This window comes from Streptomyces sp. NPDC044063, assembly GCF_056434285.1.
The window spans coordinates 227239-244420 of sequence record NZ_JBWKFM010000010.1; the positions used below are offsets into that span (position 1 = coordinate 227239).

9 protein-coding genes are annotated in these 17182 nt (G+C 74.3%); 6 read left to right on the plus strand and 3 right to left on the minus strand.

What is annotated here, in order from left to right:
* Positions 1–118 precede the first annotated feature (118 nt).
* The 3 genes from AC07BS_RS15455 to AC07BS_RS15465 are packed head-to-tail and all read left to right on the plus strand — an operon-like array spanning position 119 to position 8911.
* Positions 119–7294 (plus strand): amino acid adenylation domain-containing protein, encoded by a 7176-nt coding sequence (locus AC07BS_RS15455; RefSeq protein ID WP_478932525.1) that lies wholly within the window; start codon positions 119–121, stop codon positions 7292–7294.
* A 4-nt stretch (positions 7295–7298) separates the two neighbouring features.
* Positions 7299–7502, plus strand: a complete 204-nt coding sequence (locus AC07BS_RS15460) for an MbtH family protein (RefSeq protein WP_478647738.1) — start codon at positions 7299–7301, stop codon at positions 7500–7502.
* On the plus strand, positions 7499–8911 hold the full coding sequence (locus AC07BS_RS15465; protein WP_478932527.1) for a DHA2 family efflux MFS transporter permease subunit: 1413 nt from the start codon (positions 7499–7501) through the stop codon (positions 8909–8911). The genes AC07BS_RS15460 and AC07BS_RS15465 overlap by 4 nt, the downstream gene beginning before the upstream one ends.
* On the opposite strand, the gene fes is transcribed toward AC07BS_RS15465, so the two are convergent.
* Entirely contained in the window at positions 8894–10129 is a 1236-nt protein-coding gene (gene fes, locus AC07BS_RS15470; protein ID WP_478932528.1) for an enterochelin esterase, read from the minus strand. The genes AC07BS_RS15465 and fes overlap by 18 nt on opposite strands.
* 118 nt (positions 10130–10247) lie before the next feature.
* Positions 10248–12422 (minus strand): Fe(3+)-hydroxamate ABC transporter permease FhuB, encoded by a 2175-nt coding sequence (gene fhuB / locus AC07BS_RS15475; protein WP_478932530.1) that lies wholly within the window; start codon positions 12420–12422, stop codon positions 10248–10250.
* Positions 12423–12557: 135 nt separating this feature from the next.
* Here fhuB and AC07BS_RS15480 point away from each other — a divergent pair, with 135 nt between their 5' ends.
* Complete coding sequence (locus AC07BS_RS15480) at positions 12558–13313, plus strand: SDR family oxidoreductase (protein WP_478647743.1); 756 nt, start codon at positions 12558–12560, stop codon at positions 13311–13313.
* Here AC07BS_RS15480 and AC07BS_RS15485 read toward each other — a convergent pair.
* Entirely contained in the window at positions 13298–14671 is a 1374-nt protein-coding gene (locus AC07BS_RS15485; protein ID WP_478932532.1) for a helix-turn-helix domain-containing protein, read from the minus strand. The genes AC07BS_RS15480 and AC07BS_RS15485 overlap by 16 nt on opposite strands.
* Before the next feature lie 348 nt (positions 14672–15019).
* On the opposite strand from AC07BS_RS15485, the gene AC07BS_RS15490 reads away from it, so the two are divergent.
* Positions 15020–15901 (plus strand): diaminopimelate epimerase, encoded by an 882-nt coding sequence (locus AC07BS_RS15490; RefSeq protein ID WP_478647745.1) that lies wholly within the window; start codon positions 15020–15022, stop codon positions 15899–15901.
* 159 nt (positions 15902–16060) lie between these two features.
* Positions 16061–17095 carry a cytochrome D1 domain-containing protein gene (locus tag AC07BS_RS15495; protein WP_478932535.1) on the plus strand — a complete coding sequence of 345 codons (1035 nt, stop codon included), beginning with the start codon at positions 16061–16063 and terminating at the stop codon, positions 17093–17095.
* The last annotated feature ends 87 nt before the right edge of the window (positions 17096–17182 follow it).

Sequence of the window (17182 nt, forward strand, 5' to 3'; positions counted from 1 at the left end):
GCGAGGCGGAGGCCGCTCTCACCGGCGGTCAAAAAATAGCTTAGGCTTACCTAAGCTGACGCACCGGGGGGTTCCGGTGTGACCAGGAACGTTTGCCTTTCTCCGGGAGTCCCCACGCATGCGTGACCATCAGGACGAGTCCGCCCCCGTCGAACTGCCGCTGCTCGCCGCGCAGTCCGGCATCCTGTACGCCCAGGCGCTCGACCCCGGCAACCCGGTCTACAACACCGGTGACCGCGTGGAGATCACCGGCGACCTCGACGAGGAGCTGTTCGAACGCGCCCTGCGGCAGACCGTGACCGAGGCCGAGACGCTCTCCCTGCTGGCCGTCCCCGGCGACGGCGCCCCCGCCCAGCGCGTCGACCCCGCCGCCGTCCCCGTCCTGCGCAGGATCGACCTCCGCACCGCCGAACGGCCCGCCGCGGAGGCCGAGGCCTGGACGCGCGCCGACCTCGAGCGGCCCGTCGACCTCACCGAGGGCCCGCTCGTCACCCAGGCCCTCCTCCGCCTCGCCGACGACCGCTACTGGTGGTACCAGCGCGTCCACCACTTCGCCGTCGACGCCTACGCGCTCACCCTGATCGGGCGCCGCCTGGCGGAGGTCTACACCGCCCTCGCCACCGGCGCCGAACCCGCCCCCAACCCGTTCGGCACCCTCCGCGAACTCGTCGACGACGAGGCCGCCTACGTGGCGAGCGAGCGCCACGCCGCCGACCGCGCCCACTGGCGCGAGCGCCTCGCCGACCGCCCCGAGCCCGTCTCCCCGGGCGGAGCGCCGGCCGCCCCCGCCGCCGGGGTGCTGCGCCGCACCGCCGACCTGCCCGCCGGCTCCCTCACCCGCCTGGAAGCGGCGGCCCGCGCCGCCAAGGCCACCTGGGCCGAGCTCGTCATCGCCGCCACCGCCGGTTACCTCCACCGCGTCACCGGTGCCCAGGACATCGTGCTCGGCCTGCCGCTGATGAACCGCCGCGGCCCGGCCGCCCTGCGCACCCCCGCCATGATGGTCAACGTCATGCCGCTGCGCGTGACCGTCCGGCCCCAGGACACGGGCGCCGAGCTGCTCCGCCGCGTGGTCCTGGAGCTCCGGGCCGTCCGGCGCCACCAGCGCTACCGCCAGGAGGACCTGCGCCGCGACCTCGGCCTCACCTCGCCCGAGCAGCCCCTCTTCGGCCCGATGGTGAACATCAAGGCGTTCGAGGGCGACCTGGACTTCGCCGGCCTGCGCGGCGAGGTCGTGAACCTCGCCGCCGGCCCCGTGGACGACCTCGCCGTGGCCGTCACCCCCGCCCCCGACGGCTCCGTACGCCTCGGCCTGGACGCCCACCCCGGCCGCTACGACGCCGCCTCCCTCGCCGGCCACGAGCGCGGACTGCTCCGCTACCTCGACGCCCTCACCGACCTGCTGCTCGACGACACCCAGCGGCCCGTCGGCACCATCGACCTCCTCGACGCCGAGGAGATCCACCGGGCCACCGCCGGCCGCACCGAGCCGCGCGTGGACCGCACCCTGCCCGAGCTGTTCGCCGCGCGGGCCGCCCGTACGCCCGAGGCGGTCGCCGTCCGCGCCGGCGCCACCGCCCTCACCTTCGCCGAACTGGACGCGGCCGCCGACCGCCTGGCCCACGAGCTGCGGGACGCGGGCGTCCGCCCGGGCACCGCCGTGGCCCTCGCCCTGCCGCGCAGCGCCGACATGGTGGTCGCCCTGTTCGCCGTCCTCAAGGCGGGCGGCGTCTGCCAGCCCCTCGACCTCGGCCACCCCGCCCAGCGCATCACCGCCGTCCTCGACGACACCCGCCCCGGCTGCATCGTCGGCACCACCGACGCCGTGCGCGGCCTGCCCGAGCACACCGTGCCCGTCCTCCTCCTCGACGACGCGCCCACCCGTGCCCGGATCGCCGCCCGGTCCGCGACGGCCCTCGCCGCCCCGGCGCTCCACCAGCCCGCCTACGTCATCCACACCTCGGGCTCCACCGGCCGTCCCAAGGGCGTCCTCGTCACCCACGCCTCCCTCGCCAACCTCCACGCAGGGCACGGCACCGACCACATCGCCCCGGCCGTGGAGCGCACCGGCCGCGAGCGGCTGCGGATCGCCCACAGCGCCTCCTTCGCCTTCGACGCCGCCTGGGACCCGCTGATCTGGATGGTCCACGGCCACGAGCTCCACCTGCTCGACGACGAGGCCTACCGCGACCCCGCCACCCTCGCCGCCCACGTCCGCGACCACCGCGTCGACTACCTCGACGCCACCCCCTCCTACGTCGAGGCGCTCGTCGCCGAGGGCCTGCTGGACGAGGGCCGGCACCATCCCGCCCTCGTCGTCGTGGGCGGCGAGACCGTGCCCGAGCCCCTGTGGCGCCGCCTCGCCGCCACCGAGGGCCTGAGCCCCATCAACCTCTACGGCCCCACCGAGACCACCGTCGACGCGTATTACTGGCTGCCCGGCACCGACGCCGACGGCACCCCCGTCGGCCGGCCCGTACGCGGCTCCCGCGCGTACGTCCTCGACACCTCCCTGCGCCCCGCCCCCGACGGCGTCACCGGCGAGCTCTACATCGCCGGCGCCTGCCTGGCCGCCGGATACCTGGGCCGGCCCGACCTCACCGCCGAACGCTTCACCGCCGACCCCTTCGGCGCCCTCCACGGCGAGCCGGGCGCCCGGATGTACCGCACCGGCGACCTCGTACGCCGCCGCCCCGACGGCACCCTCGAGTTCCTCGGCCGCGCCGACGACCAGGTCAAGATCCGGGGCTTCCGCATCGAGCTCGGCGAGATCCGGAACGCCCTCGCCGGTCACCCGGCCGTGGACCGCGCCGCCGTCATCGCCCGCGACACCCCCACCGGCAAGCGCCTCCTCGGCTACGCCGTCCCCGCCGAGGGCGCCGCGCCCGACCCCGAGAAACTGCGCGCCCACCTCGCCCAGCGGCTGCCCGACCACATGGTGCCCGCCACGATCCTGATCCTGGACGCCCTGCCCCGCACCGCCAACGACAAGCTCGACGTCAAGGCCCTGCCCGACCCCGAGCCCACCGGCACCGCGGACCGCGCCCCCCGCACGCCCCAGGAGGACATCGTCCGCGGTCTCTTCCAGGACGTCCTGGGCCTCGCCGACGCCCCGTCCCCGGACGCCGACTTCTTCGCGCTCGGCGGCCACTCCCTGCTCGCCGGCCGGATCGCCGCCCGCGTCCGCGACGCCTTCGGCGATGACGCGATCGGACTCGCCGACGTCTTCCGCAACCCCACCCCCGCCGCCCTCGCCGCGCTCGTCCGGGAGCGGGACACCGAACAGGACCGGCCCGCGCTCGTGCCCGTACCGCGCACGGACCGCATGCCGCTCTCCCCGGCCCAGAAGCGGCTGTGGTTCATGTACCGCCTCGAAGGCCCCAGCCCCACCTACAACATCCCGCTGCTCCTCACCCTCACCGGACCCGTCGACCAGGACGCGCTTCGCCTCGCCCTCGCCGACCTCGCCGAGCGCCACGAGACGCTGCGCACCCTCTATCCGGCCCTCGACAACGAGCCCCACCAGCTGATCCTCACCCCCGAGCAGGCCCGACCCGAGCTGCACATCGCCCCGCTCGACGCCGACCTCACCGAGGCCGTCCGCCACTCCTTCGACCTGGCGACCGAACTCCCACTGAAGGTCACGCTCTTCACCGATGGTGGCGACCGGCACACCCTGCTGCTCCTGCTCCACCACATCGCCGGCGACGGCGCCTCCACCACCCCCCTCGCCCGCGACCTCGCCGCCGCTTACACCGCCCGCGCGGCGGGCCGGGCACCCGAGGCGGTCCCCCCGACCGTCCAGTACACCGACCACACGGCCTGGCAGGAGCGGCTCCTCGGCACCGCCGACGCGCCCACCCCGGCCGCCGCGCGGATGCTCGACCACTGGAAGGCGGCCCTCGCCGGCCTGCCCGACCAGCTCGAACTCCCCACCGACCGGCCGCGCCCCGCCGTCGCCTCCACCGCCGGCGACACCGTGCCCTTCGAGCTCGACCCCGACGCCCACGCGGTGCTCGCCGCGCTCACCCGCGCGAGCGGCACCAGCGTCTTCATGGCCGTCCAGGCCGGCCTCGCCGCCCTCCTCACCCGCTACGGCTGCGGCACCGACATCCCGCTGGGCACCCCCGTCGCCGGACGCGACGACGACACGACCGCCGATCTCGTCGGCTTCTTCGTCAACACCCTCGTCCTGCGCACCGACACCTCCGGCGACCCCACCTTCCGTGCCCTCCTGGAGCGCGTCCGCACCACGACCCTGGCCGCCCACGAGCACGCCGACCTGCCCTTCGACCGGCTCGTCGAGGAGCTCAACCCGCCCCGCTCGCTGGCCCGGCACCCCCTCTTCCAGGTCATGCTCGCCTGGCAGTCCATGCCCGACGCCGCGTTCTCCATGGGCCCGGACCTCGCCGCGCGGATGACCGCCGTCCCCACCGGCACCGCGAAGTTCGACCTCACCCTCAACGCCGGCGAGCGGCCCGGCGGCGGCATATCCGGCTTCCTGGAGTTCCGCACCGACCTGTTCGACACCGCCACGGCGGAACGTCTCTCCGCCCACCTCACCCGGCTGCTCACCGCCGCCGCGGCCGACCCCGACACCCCCGTCGGCCGCCTCCCGCTCCTCGACGGGGCCGAGTTCCACCGCTCCCTCGTCGAGTGGAACGCCGGCACCCGCACCCCCGCGAGGCAGCGGACCCTCGTCGAGCTGTACGAGGACGCCGCCCGCCGCCACCCCGACCGTACGGCCGTGACCTGCGACGGGGTGTCCCTCACCTACGCCGAGCTGTCCGCCCGCGCCAACCGCCTGGCCCGGCTGCTCGCCGGGCGGGGCATCGGCCCCGGCGCCATCGTCGCCCTCGCCCTGCCGCGCTCGCCGGAGCTCGTCACCGGCCTGCTGGCCGCCGCCAAGTGCGGTGCCGCCTACCTCCCGATGGACCCGGACTACCCGGCCGACCGGCTCGCCTACATGCTCGCCGACGCGGCGCCGGCCGCCGTCGTCACCGACACCGCGACCGCGGCCCGCGTCCCGGCGCACGACCTGCCGGTCGTCCTCGTCGACGGCACCGACGCCGACGGGTACGCGCCCACCGACCTGACCGACGCGGACCGCACCCGGGCCCAGCGCCCCGGCGACACCGCCTACGTCATCTACACCTCGGGCTCCACCGGCCGACCCAAGGGCGTCCCGGTCACCCACCACAACGTCACCCGGCTCTTCTCCGCCACCGACCACTGGTTCGGCTTCGACGAGCACGACGTGTGGACCCTCTTCCACTCCTACGCCTTCGACTTCTCGGTGTGGGAGATGTGGGGCGCCCTGCTGCACGGCGGCCGGCTCGTCGTCGTACCGCACCTCGTCAGCCGCGACCCGGCCGCCTTCCTCGGCCTGCTCGCCGACGAGGGGGTGACCGTCCTCAACCAGACTCCGTCGGCCTTCTACCAGCTGATGGCCGCCGACAAGGAGAATCCGGGGATCGAACCGGCCCTGCGCTACGTCGTCTTCGGTGGCGAGGCGCTGGAACTGGGCCGGCTGGACGACTGGTACGAGCGCCACGCCGAGAATGCCCCCACCCTCGTCAACATGTACGGCATCACTGAGACGACCGTGCACGTCTCCTACATCGCCCTCGACCGGGCGAGCGCCGCCGCCGGCACCTCCAGCACCATCGGCGTCAACATCCCCGACCTGCGCGTCTACGTCCTCGACCCGTACCTCCAGCCCGTGCCGCCCGGCGTCACCGGCGAGATGTACGTCGCGGGCGAGGGCCTGGCCCGTGGCTACCTCGGCCGGCACGCCCTCACGGCGGAACGATTCGTCGCCGATCCCTTCGCCCACCTCTTCGGCGAGAGCGGCAGCCGGATGTACCGCTCCGGCGACCTCGCCCGCCGCCGCCCCGACGGCACCCTCGAGTACTTCGGGCGCGCCGACCACCAGGTGAAGATCCGCGGTTTCCGCATCGAGCTCGGCGAGATCGAGGCCGCCGTCGCCGGCCACCCCGACGTCGCCGACGCGGCCGTCGTCGTCAGCGAGGACACCCCCGGCGACAAGCGCCTCGTCGCCTACGCCGTCCCCGCCCGCGAGACGACTCCGGCCCTGCTGCGCGAACACACCCGGGGCGAACTCCCCGGCCACATGGTCCCCTCGGCCGTGGTCCTCCTCGACCGGCTGCCGCTGACCGCCAACGGCAAGCTCGACCGCAAGGCCCTCCCGGCACCCGACCTCGCCGGGACCGTCACCGGCGGCCGCGCCCCCCGCGGCCCCCGCGAGGAGCAGCTCTGCGCGATCTTCGCCGATGTGCTGGGCCTGCCCCGGGTCGGCGTCGACGACAACTTCTTCGACCTGGGCGGCCACTCGCTGCTCGCCGTACGGCTGGCAGGCCGCGTCAAGGAGGCCCTCGGGGCCGACGTCGGCATCGGCACGATCTTCCATGCGCCCACCGTGGCCGCGCTCGACGCCGCCCTGGACGCCCGGGCCGAGGCCACCGACGCGCTGGACGTGCTGCTCCCGCTGCGCCCCGCGAAGGACGGCGACGAGGCACCGCTCTACTGCGTCCACCCCGCAGGCGGACTCAGCTGGTGCTACGCCGGCCTCATCCGCCACCTCCCCGCCGACGTGCCGATCTACGGGCTCCAGGCGCAGGGCGTCGGTCCCGCCACGGCCGCCGAGCCGCTGCCGGCCACCCTGGAGGACCTGGCCGCGCACTACGTCGACCGGCTCCGCGAGGTGCGGCCCGACGGCCCGTACCGCCTCATGGGCTGGTCCACCGGCGGCATCATCGCCCAGGCCATGGCCACCCGGCTCCAGGACCTCGGCGCGGAGGTCGAACTGCTCGCCATCCTCGACGCCTACCCCGCCGAGGGCTTCCGCGAGCTGCCCGTGCCCGACCAGGCCGAGGCCCTGGAGGCCCTGCTCGCCATGGGCGGCTACGGGCCGGACAGCCTGGAGGGCAAGCCCTTCGAACTCGCCCACGTCACCGAGGTGCTGCGGCGCGAGGGCTCCCCGCTGGCCAGCCTCGACGACACCACCATCGAAGCCCTCAACCGCACCTACCTCAACACCAACCACCTGGTGCGCGGCTTCGACCACCGCGTCTTCAAGGGCGACGTGCTCTTCTTCCGGGCCACCGTCGACACCATCGACGACACCCTCACCCCCGAGACCTGGACCCCGTACGTGACCGGGCGGATCGACAACACGAACGTCGCCTGCTCGCACAAGGACATGACCCTGCCCGAACCGATCGCGCACATCGCGAGCGTCATCGCCGACCGACTGCGGAAACTGGAGAACTGACCCCATGAGCGACGCACCCGCCAACCCCTTCGACGGCGACGGAGACTTTCTCGTCCTCGTCAACGCCGAAGGACAGCACAGCCTCTGGCCGGGCTTCGCCACCGTGCCCGAGGGCTGGACCACCGTCCACGGACCCTGCGCCCGGCAGTCGGCGGTCGACTGGATCACCGAGCACTGGACCGACCTGACCCCGCTCTCCGCCCGGTGACCCGCTTCTCCCCGCGCATCGCCGTCGTGATCGTCTACACGGCGGCGATGTGCATGAACGGGCTCGACTCCACCATCGTCAACCCGGCGCTGCTCACCATCGCCCGGGACTTCGGCGAACCGGTGTCGGCCGCCAACACCGTCGAGGTGGCCTTCCTCGTCGCGCTCGCCGTCGCCCTGCCCGTCGCCGGCCGGCTCGGCGACCGCCTCGGCACCAAGAAGGTCTTCCTCGGCGCCCTGGCCGTCTTCACGGCGGCCTCGGCGGCCTGCGGGCTGGCCCAGAACCTGCCGGCGCTCGTCCTCGCGCGCGTCGTCCAGGGCGTGGCGGGCGGGCTGCTCACGCCCGTCGGCATGACCCTGCTCTTCCGGGCCTTCCCGCCGCACGAGCGGATGAAGCTGTCCAAGGTGCTCATCGTGCCGACCGCGCTGATGCCGGCGCTCGGCCCGCCGCTCGGCGGCTTCCTCACCGAACACCTCTCCTGGCACTGGCTTTTCTTCGTCAACGTGCCGATCGGCGCGGCCGCCGTCCTGCTCGGCGTGCTGGGCCTGGACGAGCACAAGGAGGAGGCCGGAGGCTTCGACCTGACGGGCTTCCTGCTGGCGACCCCCGCGCTGGGCCTGCTCACCTACGCGCTGGGCTTCGGCCCCACGCACGGCTGGACCGCGCCCTCCGTCCTGGTCTCCGGCCCACTCGGGCTCGTCCTGCTCGCCGCCGGATGCGCCCACCTGCTGAAGGCACGGACACCCCTGCTGGACCTGCGGCTGCTCACCGACAAGGTGTTCGCGTCCGCCACGGTCCTCGCGCTGGTCACCTCGGCGGGGCTGATGGGTGTGCTCTTCGCGTTCCCGCTGCTCTACCAGGCGGCACTCGGCGCCTCGGCGCTGGACGCCGGGCTGAGCGTCTTCCCGGAGGCGCTCGGCCTGATGCTGGCCTCCCAGGCGGCCGACCGGCTGATGCCCCGGCTCGGGCCCCGGTGGCTCGCCGTGCCCGCGCTCGTCCTGGCCACGGGCGTCTTCGCGGCGCTCGCCGTGCCGGGCGTGGCGGAGCACGTCTGGGCCGTACGGGCGCTGATGTTCTGCGTCGGCCTGGTGCTGGGCACGGCTGTACTGACCGTCCAGATCGCCGGGTTCGCGGACGTCCCGCCCCCGGCCATGGGCCAGGCGATGGGCCTGTTCACCATCGTGCGCACCCTCGGCGGCGCGCTGGGCATCGCCGCCGTCGCCGCCGTGATCGCGGCGGGGGGCTCCGGCCCGCACGACGCCGCGCCGGGCCCGTACCGGTGGGCGATCGCGGTCACCGCCGCGCTGGTGGCGCTGGGCGGGCTCGTCGCCCTGCGGCTGCCCAAGGAGGCCCCCGCCCCGCCGCCGTTCGACGACGAGGCGGAGGAGACCTCAGCGGCGGTCGCCTGAACCGTCCGACAGCAGCCCCACGAGTCCGACGGCGAGCCCGCCGCGCCAGCAGGCGTAGTCGTGGCCGCCGTTGAACTCGTGGTAGGCCACGTCGTAGCCGCGGGCCTCCAGCACGTTGCGGAGGTGACGGTTCTGCGGAAGCAGCATCCACTCCTGCAGGCCGACCTCCAGATGGAAGCGGACCGGCAGCCGCGCGCTCGTCGCGAACCGCCGGGTCAGCCACTCGCTGCCGCCGTCGAACTCCGTCCCGTCCGGCCACCAGAAGGACCCCGACTGGGACAGCGCGTTCCCGAACCGCTCCGGCCTGCGGAAGGCGGCGAAGGCCGCCGTCAGACCGCCGGCGCTCTGCCCGGCCACGACGGTACGGGCGGGGTCGTCCGTCGCGCCGTACTCCCGCGCGGCCCACGGCAGCAGCACATCGGCCAGCCAGTCGGTGAACTCCTCGCTGCAACTGAGGTCGGCCATGCGCCGGTCGCGGCCCATGGTCTCCACCATCAGGGTCACGGTCGGCGGGATCCGCCCGTCGTGGTGGAGGTTGTCCAGGGTCGTACCGAAGTCCAGCACCGGGCCCCACATCTCGCCGTCGAGGAGCACGGCGACGGCGTACGGCCCGCCGCCGACGGTGTGCCCGGCGGGCAGATGGACGCCCACGCGCCGCCCCGCGACCTCCGCCGCGATCCGCGCCCCGCGCGGCACGCCCTCCCGAGCGGCCGCCCAGTCCTGCGCGGGCGCGTCGGGAAGCGCCATCACCGAGGAGGGATTGCGCCCGTCGCGTGAGGCGAGGACGGGACCGGCGGCGAGCGGATCGGGCAGAGCACCGTCCAGCACCCCCAGCCACGCCGCCCGATCGGTCCGCAGAGCGTCCTCGCGGGGCCCTCGGTGCACGGAGAACTGGTACGACGCCCGGTGATCGGCCCGCAACCGATGACTGATGGCCCACACATCGGTGCCGGGCACCTTCGCCATGAGATGGGGCGTCAGGTCCTTGGCGTGGCGGTCCTTGTCGGTGACGGTGTGGAGGAGGGCGAGGACGTCGGTGGCGGGATCGGCGGGATCGTCACGCCAGACGAAGGTGACGAGCCGCCGCGCCGGGTCCCCCTGGGGGTCGGGCTCGACGAGGGGCGTACCGGTGGCGGCGGTCCGCCGCCAGAAGTCCGCGACGGCGGCGGGGTCGCCGGCGGCCATCAGTTCGCGCAGCGTGGGGCTCTGGAACTCCATGTGACTTCCTTTCCGGACGGGCCGAATTCAGCCCGTCCGGCGTTTGAGGACCGGGGGTCCGGGGGCGGAGCCCCCGGTTACGGGAAGGGGCGGGGTGGGGGAGAGAACCGCCGGTGGCCTACACCCGCGCCGCCCCCGACCGCCCCAGCAGTACCCACAGCAGGAACGGCCCCCCAAGAACCGTCGTCACAATGCCCACAGGAATCTCGACCCCATCCAGCAGCACCCGCCCCACCGTGTCCGCCACAACCACCAGCCCCGCCCCCACCAGCATCGACCCCACCACCGGCACCCGCCCCGCCCCGTAGACCCGCCCCGCGATCACCGGCGAGGCGAGCGCCACGAAGCCCACCGGCCCGCAGATGCCGACCGCCAGCCCGGCGAGGGCCACGGCGAGCAGCATGCAGTACATCCGCACCCGGCCCGGGGCCACGCCCAGGGACGAGGCCGTGGAGTCGTCGAAGCGCAGGACGTCGAGCCGGCGGGCGACGGCGAGGGTGAGGGGGACGAGGACCGCCAGGCCGGCGAGGACGGGGACGGCCACCGCGTAGTCGCGGCCGTTGAGGCTGCCGGAGGTCCACACGTAGAGCGAGCCGGCCGAGTTGAGGGAGCGGCGGGCGAGGACGACCTGGGTGACGGCGGAGGCCAGGGCCGACATGGCCAGACCGACGACGAGCACGCGGTAGCCGCGCTGCCCGAGGCCGCCGGAGACGGTGGTGACGACGAGGACGGCGGCGAGGGCGCCGAGCGGGCCGGCCCACCAGGCGCCGAAGGTGCCGGTGAGGGTGGTGGAGACGAGGACGGCGGCGGTGGCGCCGTCGTTGACGCCCAGGAGTTCGGGGGTGGCGAGCCGGTTGCGGGCGAGGGTCTGGGTGAGGCAGCCGGCGAGGCCGAGGGCGGCGCCGGCGGTGAGGCCGGCGACGATCCGGCCGAGCCGGAACTTCTGCACCAGGAGGACGTCGAAGCGGTCGCCGGAGCCGAGGACGGCGTTGAACGTCCGGGTCAGGCCCATGTCGCTCTGGCCGGCGTACGCGGACAGCACCACCGCGCACAGGAGCAGCAGGGCGAGTGCCAGCGTGGCGAGGGCGGCGCGACGCGGCAGCAGGACGGAGAACGTGCCGCCCCGCAGCACCATGCTCTCGTCGCGTGCCGGCCGCGAGGGAAGGGCGAACCGCCGCCGGGGCGTCCCGGATTCCTCGGTGGCGGGGTCGGTCATGCCCATCGCCGCCATGCGGCGGGAGCGGACGATGCCGATGAGGACGGGGGCGCCGATGAGGGCGATGATGACGGACACCGGGGCCTCGAAGGGCCGGGAGACGACGCGGGCCAGGACGTCGGCGCCGGTGAGGACGCCGGCGCCGACGAGCCCGGCGAGGGCGATCTGCGCGGCGAGGCGGGGGCCCGCCAGGGCGCGGGCCAGGAAGCCGGCGAGGAGGCCCAGGAAGGAGACGGGTCCGACGAGGGCGACGGCGGCCGCGGTGAGGAGGGTGACCGCCAGGGCGACGACCACGCGGATGACGGAGGGCCGGTGGCCCAGTCCCTTGGCGAGGTCGTCGCCGAGCGACAGCGCGGACAGCGGTCGGGCGACGAGCAGGGCCACCAGGAAGCCGGCGGCGAGCACGGGGAGCAGGGCCGTGAGCCTGCCGTAGCCCTCGACCCCGGCGAGCGAGCCGAGCACCCAGAAGCGGAAGCGGTCGTAGGTCTCGGCGGAGTTGACGATGATGACGCTGGTGATCCCGCCGAAGGTGGCGCCCAGCGCGGAGCCGGCCAGCACCAGCCGCATCGGTGAACCGCCGCCCCGGCGCCCGGCGATGAAGAGCACGAGCGCGCTGGCGGTGACGGCGCCGCCGAAGGCCCACAGCAGGTGGCCGTAGCCGCTCTGGACGCCGAGGAACGCGATGCCGACGACCACGCCGAGCGAGGCGCCCGCGTTGACGCCCAGCAGGCCGGTCTCGGCGAGGGGGTTGCGGGTGACGGCCTGCAGCAGGCTGCCGGAGGTGCCGAGGGCGGCGCCGACGAGGAGCGCGGTGAGGGTGCGCGGGACGCGCAGGTCGCCCACGACGAGGGACAGCCGGGAGTCGGCGCGCGCGCCGTCACGGCCGAGGAGGTAGTCGAGCACGTCGCCGGGTCCGACCTCGCCCGCCCCGACGCACAGGGAGAGGGCGGCGAGCACGAGGACCGCCAGGAGGAGGGAGGCCGAGGTGATCAGGAGCGTCCGGCGGCCTCGGGGGGCGTCGGCGAACGCCTGGTCGTCGACGGCTTCCGCCCCGGGATCCACGTGCGACAAAGTCATAAGGTAAGGCTAGCCTAACGTCGTATGGGATCCGCCGCCCGCACGGTCGCCTCCGCGTGCGGGGCCGGACGCGTGGTCATACGTTGGGCATGTCCCCGCGGTGTCCCCGTGTCAGCCCCGGCGAGGAGAGACGCAATGCCCGGCCATACGCTCAAGGACAAGGTCGTCGTCATCGGCGGAGCCTCCCGCAACCTCGGCGGTCTCATCGCGCGCGAGGTCGCCAAGGACGGCGCCCATGTCGTCGTCCACTACAACGCGCCCTCCTCCAGGGAAGGGGCGGAGAAGACGGCGGAGGCCGTGCGGGCCGCCGGGGCCGAGGCGGTCGTCCACGAGGCGGACCTGAGTAAGGTGGCCGAGGTCGAGGGGTTGTTCGAGGTGGCGGTCGCGGCCTTCGGCAAGGTCGACTGCATGGTGAACACCGCCGGGATGGTCATCAAGAAGCCGATGACCGAGGTCACCGAGGACGAGTACGACAAGATGTTCGCCGTGAACTCCAAGGCCGCGTTCTTCATGATGCAGGAGGCGGCCCGCCGGGTGGAGGACGGTGGGAAGATCATCACCATCGTCACCTCCCTGCTCGCCGCGTACACCGGCCTCTACTCCGTCTACGCGGGCAGCAAGTCGCCCGTCGAGCACTTCACCCGGGCCCTGTCCAAGGAGCTCTTCGGCCGCGACATCTCCGTCAACAACATCGCCCCGGGCCCCATGGACACCTCGTTCTTCTACCCGGCCGAGAGCGACGACTCCGTGGCGTACCACAAGTCGTCCTCGATGAACGGCGAGCTGACGAAGATCGAGGACATCGTGCCGTACGTGCGGTTCCTCCTCACCGACGGCTGGTGGCTCAACGGGCAGACCCTCTTCGTCAACGGCGGCTACACCACCCGCTGAACGTCCCGCGCGGGCTCGGCCGCGAACAGGTGCACCACGGGCGGGATCAGGTAGCGCGGGTCCCCCGGGGGCCGCCCGTCGAGCACCTCGACGAGGTGGCCGTCGAGGAGGTCGCCGATCAGCCGGTGGGCGCGGGCGACGCTGCACCCGAGCAGCACCGCCGCGCCGCGCAGACTGAACCCCGGCTCCCGGGCCTCCGCCAGCCGGTGCAGCGCCCATCGCGTCCGGTCGTCCAGCACGCTGAACGCCGCCGCCACGGCGGCCCGTACGGCCAGGTCGCCCGCGCTCAGCTCGCGCAGCCGGGTGCGGGGGTCGTCGAGCACCTCCTCGATCAGGGTGCGCATCGTCCAGTGCGGGCGGGCGAGCAGCCGGCAGCCGACCACCCGGAGCGCGAGCGGGAGATGGCCGCACAGCTCCGCCACGCGCGCCGCGTCGGCGCGCGTCGCGCGGACGCGGTCCTCGCCGAGCATCCGCGCCAGGAAGTCCAGCGACTCCTCGGGGCCGAACGCGCCGACCGTCACGCATCCGGCCCCGGTCAGCGCCGACAGCCGGCGCCGGCAGGTCACGATCACGGCCGAGTCGCCGACCGCCGGACGCGCGCAGCGGACCTGCCCCTCCGAGACCGCGTCGTCCAGCACCACGAGCACCCTGCGGCGGGCCAGCACCGCGCGCAGCCGGGCGCTCCCCTCCTCCAGGGTGCCCGGTGCCTCGCCATCCACCCCCAGGGACTGGAGAATCCTGCGGACCACCTCGGCCGGCCGCAGGGCGGGCCGTCCAGCGGGGGAGAGCTCGACGTAGATCTGGCCGTCGGGGAACCGCGCGCGCGAGCGGTGCGCGGCGTGCACCGCCAGCGCCGTCTTGCCCGCGCCCGGCTGGCCGCCGACCAGCGTCAGCCGGGGATCGGACCGGTCGTCCGGGCCCGGCCGCCCGGCGCCCGGGGACAGAGCCCGGGCGATCCGCCGCAGTTCGGCCTCCCGGGCCGTGAAGTCGCCTATGTCCGGCGGGAGTTCGCAGGACGCCGGGTGGCCGGCGGGGTCGGCGAGGACGGCGGGGTGGGCGAGGCTGGCGGGCCGGACATCCGGGTCATGGCAGCCGTCGCACCCCGTGTCCTCCCCGGCGCCGGTGGCCCGGGCCGCCTCGACGAGCCGCCGGGTGACGGCCTCGCCCTGCGCGAGCGCGCCGGTCAGCAGCTCCACGGTCCTGCGCTGCGGGCGGCCGGTCCGGCCCCGCTCCAGATCGCTGATGGCGCGGACGCTCAGCCCCGAGGCATCGGCCAGCTCCTCCTGGGTCATCCCCGCCGCCAGCCGGTGGCGGCGCAGCAGCGGGCCGAACTCCGGTCGCCGATCCCCGTCAGGCACCCCTGTTCCCCCTCGGCCCTTCGGCCTCTCCCGCCACGTACCGCCGTTCCCGGAACCGCCGTACGTGGCCCCGACCCACAGGATTCCCCCGTATGTGACGTATCCAGCGTATGGCCCTCAAATCCTCCGTCAAGGCGGTCCCGGTCGCGCCGGGGCGTGCCGGAACGGCCGGAGGTCGCCCGGCGGTTCCCCGGAACTTCCCCCGCGTCGGCCGGAGGTTCTCCGGATGCCTCCCCGAGGCCTGCCCACGGGCGTACGGGAACGTGTTGCGGCGCGCCCCGGACGGCCGCAGGATTCCCCGGGGTGGTCCGCCGACGGCACCGCGCCCCAGGACCGGGAAGGAGGCCGATGGCTCCTCGGACAGCTGCCCGGCCCGGCCTCGGGACCGGGCCGCGGTACGCCAAGGGCTACTGCTGCGGCAACGGCTTCGTCCTCCTCCTCGACCCGGACAACCGCCTCCCGCTGTCCGACGCCGCCGTGCGCGCCCTGTGCGCGCCGCACACCGGGCTGGGCGGCGACGGCGTCCTGCGGCTCGTGCGCACGGCGCGCGCCGGGATGCCGGGACGCTCCCGCAGCGAGTGGTTCATGGACTCCCGCGACGCCGACGGCTCGCCTGCCCTCTCCTGCGCCCCCGGACTCGGCCTCGTCGCCCGCTATCTGACGCTGGCGGGGCTGGTGCCGCCCGGCCGGTTGTGGATCGGCACACGCGTGGGCGACAAGCGCGCGGCCGTCGGCGCCGACGGCCGCGTGACGACGGAGCTCCTGTGTCCGCGCGTCCTCGGCCCCTCCTCCGCGACCGTCGACGGCACGCCCCTGCCCGGCACGGCCGTCTCGCTGGGCAGCCTCCACCTGGTCTGTCTGCTGGAGACCCCGGTGGCGTACGTCGACCTGACCCACGACCTGCGGCTGGACGTCACCGTCTTCCCGCGCGACACCGGCGTCATCGTGCCGGACGCGGACCTCTCGCTGGTGAACGTCCTGCCCAGCGGCCGGCTGCGGGTGCGCGTCCACCAGCCGGGCGCGGGGGAGGCGCGGGCCGGCGGCGCCGCGGTGTGCGCGGCCGCCGCGGCCTACCAGCACGAGAAGGGGGAATGGGGCACCACCCACGTCGAGTGCGACTCGGGCACGCTGTCGGTGACGCTGGAACCGAACGCCCCGGCGCTGCTGTCGGGCACGGCGGGCTTCGCCGCCGAAGGGGTGCTGGACGCGGGCTGGCTGGCCGCGCTCTGAGGGCCGGGAACCTCCCGCGGGAGTGACCGCCGTCACGTTCTCCCTGCCCAACTCCCTCGTGACCAGCAGGAATGCATGGCAGGAAACCCTGATGTGACGACGTTGCACTGGAGTTCACGCTCGTTCGCGCCCAGGGTGGGAGTCATGGAAAACATCACGATGCCTTCCCGACAGGGCGACGTCCTGGCCGTCGTCAGCCAGAGCGGATCGACCATCACCTTCTTCGACGCCGCGACCCACAAGCGTCTCGACGTCCTCGAAGTCCCGGCCCAGCCGCACGAGTTGTGCTTCGACCCGGACCACCGCCTGCTGTACTGCGTCAGCACCTACGTCGACGGCTACTACCACGCCCACCAGGGGCGGGCGCGGGCGATCGCCGTCATCGACCCCGACACCCGTACGATCGTCGACACCCTGGACACCGCCCCCGACCACGCGCCCCACGGCATCGTCCTGGACCGCGAGAGCGCCCGGCTCTACGTCAGCGTCGAGGCCACCGACACCGAGCCCGGCGGCGTCATCGTCTACGACGCGCGCACCCGGGAACGCGTCGCCCGGATCCCCGTCATGGCCCCCGGCCCGCACTGGTTCGCGATCACCCCCGACGGCCGCCGGGGCTACTCCACCAACAAGGAGGCGCCCTTCGTGTCCGTCGTCGACCTCGAACGCGACGAGTTCATCGGACGCGTCGAGGTGCCCGGCAGCGAGGGCCTGGACGTCTCGCCCGACGGCCGCTACGTCTACGTCGCCTCGCCCAAGGGTGACTTCACCAGCCCTCCTGTCGCCCCGCCCGGCCTGCGCGTGATCGACACCGCCACCGGCGAGGTGGCCCAGGTCCTGCGCACCGAGGGCGTGGTCTTCCCCGTGCACACCACCGTCCACGGCGCCGTCCTCGCCGGTGAGCTGCGCATGGCCAAGGACCCGGGCGGCGCGCTCGGCGCCCAGGACGACGGCGTGCTGACCGTCTTCGCGCCCGGGTCCCACGAGGTGCTCGGCCAGGTGGCCGTCGGGCGCTTCCCGCTGACGATCACCTCTTCGCCCGACGGCGGACTGGGTTACGTGGCGAACGTCATGTCCAGCACGGTGACCGTGGTCGACCTCGAGCGGATGACCGTGATCGACACCCTGGAGGTCGACCGGGCGGGCGAAGCGGGTGCCCACGGACTGGCCTACATCCCGGCGGCCCGTTCCTGACGGGCCGGGGCCGGGGGGGGGGGGGGGGGGGGGGGAGGCCAGCCAGGGCAAGCCCGCCCCCCACCCGTGTTTCTGGGCGGTTTCGGT